The organism is Bartonella sp. TT121SHDZB (assembly GCF_042193415.1).
Lineage (GTDB): Bacteria > Pseudomonadota > Alphaproteobacteria > Rhizobiales > Rhizobiaceae > Bartonella.
The window spans coordinates 1-2,634 of sequence record NZ_JBHILR010000030.1; the positions used below are offsets into that span (position 1 = coordinate 1).

Below are 2,634 nucleotides of genomic sequence, written 5' to 3' on the forward strand. Positions count from 1 at the left end.
ATGAGTTCGGAACAAGCTTGGGTTCACGAGGTGTCTCCATTCTTGACCCTTTCACTGGAACAGGGACCTTTATCACAAGGCTATTACAATCCAATCTCATCAAACCAGAGGATATGGAATATAAATACCGTTATGATATCCACGCAAATGAGATTGTCTTGCTAGCCTATTACATAGCAGCCATTAATATCGAAGCAACCTATCATGGTCTTATGAAAGGAAATTATATCCCTTTCAAGCATATTGGTTTGACTGATACGTTTCGAATGATTGAAAAACAAGATCTTATGGAAGGTATACTCAAAGAAAACAGTGAATATTTGGAACATCAGAAAAATTTGACTATCGAAGTTATCTTCGGCAACCCACCTTATTCAACTGGTCAAAAAAGTGCTAATGATAATGCGAAGAATACCCCTTATCCCATATTAGATAATCGTATCAGTGAAACTTATGCTGCTCAATCTGAATCAATCAATATGCAAGCACTTTATGATAGCTATATACGAGCAATTCGATGGGCTAGTGACCGTATAAAAGATTGTGGTATTATTGGTTTTGTGACAAACGCAGGGTTTATTAATGCATGTTCTTTAAATGGTTTACGCAAGTGTCTAGTTGAGGAATTTAGTAGCCTTTACATTTTCCATTTACGGGGTAATCAACGAACCTCTGGAGAACTTTCGCGAAAAGAAGGTGGTAAGATTTTTGGTTCTGGATCTCGTGCCCCTATAGCGATTTCTATTCTCGTAAAAAATCCAAAATCCAAACAACAGGGGAAAATATATTTCCGTGATATTGGAGATTATCTCACAAGAGAAAAAAAGCTTAAGACAATTAAAAAATTTGGTAGCATTGATGGTATTACACAGAGCAAACAAGGTTGGCGAATAATTATACCGGATAAGCATAATGATTGGCTTGGTCAACGTGATGACAGTTTCAAGACATTCCTAGCTTTAGGTGATAAGAAACCTCATAGTAAAAAACTGTTTGAGATTTATTCTTGTGGTCTAAAAACCAATCGTGATGCTTGGGCATACAATGCAAGCAATGAAACTCTCGCGAAGAATATGAGTAATATGATTACTTTCTACAATAGTGAAGTGGAGCGTTTTAATGGTGTTTATACACATGATAACGGTAAAACACGTACTAAAACTGTAGATAATTTTGTTAATGCCGATGAAAGCAAAATTAGTTGGAGTATTAATCTTAAGAAACATTTAACTAAAGGAAAGATTTTTGAATTTGAAGATACATGCCTTATTCAAAGCCTATATCGTCCTTTTACACAACAATGGCTCTATTACAATCGTGCCTTTAATGAAATGGTTGCCCAAATTCCATGTATATTTCCAATGGGGCAAGCGGTTGAAAATAGAGTAATACAAATTACAGGTACGGGAGCAAAGAAAGATTTTTCTGTTATTATGACTAAGAATGTGCCTGAATTTCAAGTGATGGAGAATAGTCAATGCTTTCCAAGATATATCTATGAAGATGCTACGGTTTCAAAAAGTAAAAGTGAGAAACAAACCCTTTTATTTACAGACTCTATAGAGGAAAACAAAACTGTTGGTTTACAGAGGCGTGATGCCATTACGGATGAAGGATTAGCACATTTTAAAGCCGCTTATCCTAATGAAACCATAACAAAAGATGATCTATTCTATTATGTTTATGGTCTACTTCATTCGGAAGATTATCGTGCTCGTTATGCTGATAACCTCTCTAAAGAATTGCCTCGTATCCCTTGTGTAAAGAGTGCTGATGATTTTTGGAAATTTGTGACAGCAGGGCGTGAATTGGGTCATTTGCACGTAAACTATGAAACTGTAGAACCTTATCCAGTGACCTTTAAAAAGGGTAATCCAAAAGTTACAGAGATCTCTAATCCAGAAAAATTTTATTATGTAACTGAAATGAAATTCGCAAAAATTAAGAATAGTAAGGAAAAGGATAAATCGACTGTTTTTTACAATAACAATATTACCATGACAGATATCCCTCTTGAAGCTTATGAGTATATCGTCAATGGTAAACCCGCTCTTGAATGGGTTATGGGACGTCAATGCGTTAAGACTGATAAAAAGAGTGGCATTGTTAATGATGCCAATCGCTATGCTGTTGAAACCGTTGGCAACCCTGCTTATCCATTGGAATTGTTTCAAAGGGTTATTACCGTAAGTTTAGAAACCATGAAAATCGTTAAGAACTTACCAAATTTGGTATTAAGAGAAACTGAATAACTTAAAAGCATGCTCACATAATGGGTATGATAAACTCATAAGGGGTATAAGGTCTTATAGCTATAGGTTCCTATACCCCTTTATACATTGCTTACATATAATCTTTAAAAGGATAATTTATCATGCGTTATTCTAAAAAGAAAAAACTTGCACTTTTAGATACTCTCATTTGGATTGCTTTAAGATTTATAAGAAACCCCATCTTAAATAGAGTTAGATTTTTTTACATTGCCTTTAAGAGGTTATACCGTAATCTAAAATGAGTGCTTTATTGTTTTCAAAAGCTTTATTTAAAGAGAGTTATATATATTCATTTTCTTATATTACTTATAGGTTTTGAAGGTTTCTCAAACCGTCAAAATACCTTCAAAAATATACCGTT

1 protein-coding gene is annotated in these 2,634 nt (G+C 34.4%); it reads left to right on the top strand.

What is annotated here, in order from left to right:
* A partial coding sequence (locus ACFIKI_RS08265; protein ID WP_375666735.1) for a type ISP restriction/modification enzyme occupies positions 1-2,252 on the top strand: 2,252 nt, incomplete at its 5' end.
* Between the last annotated feature and the right edge of the window lie 382 nt (positions 2,253-2,634).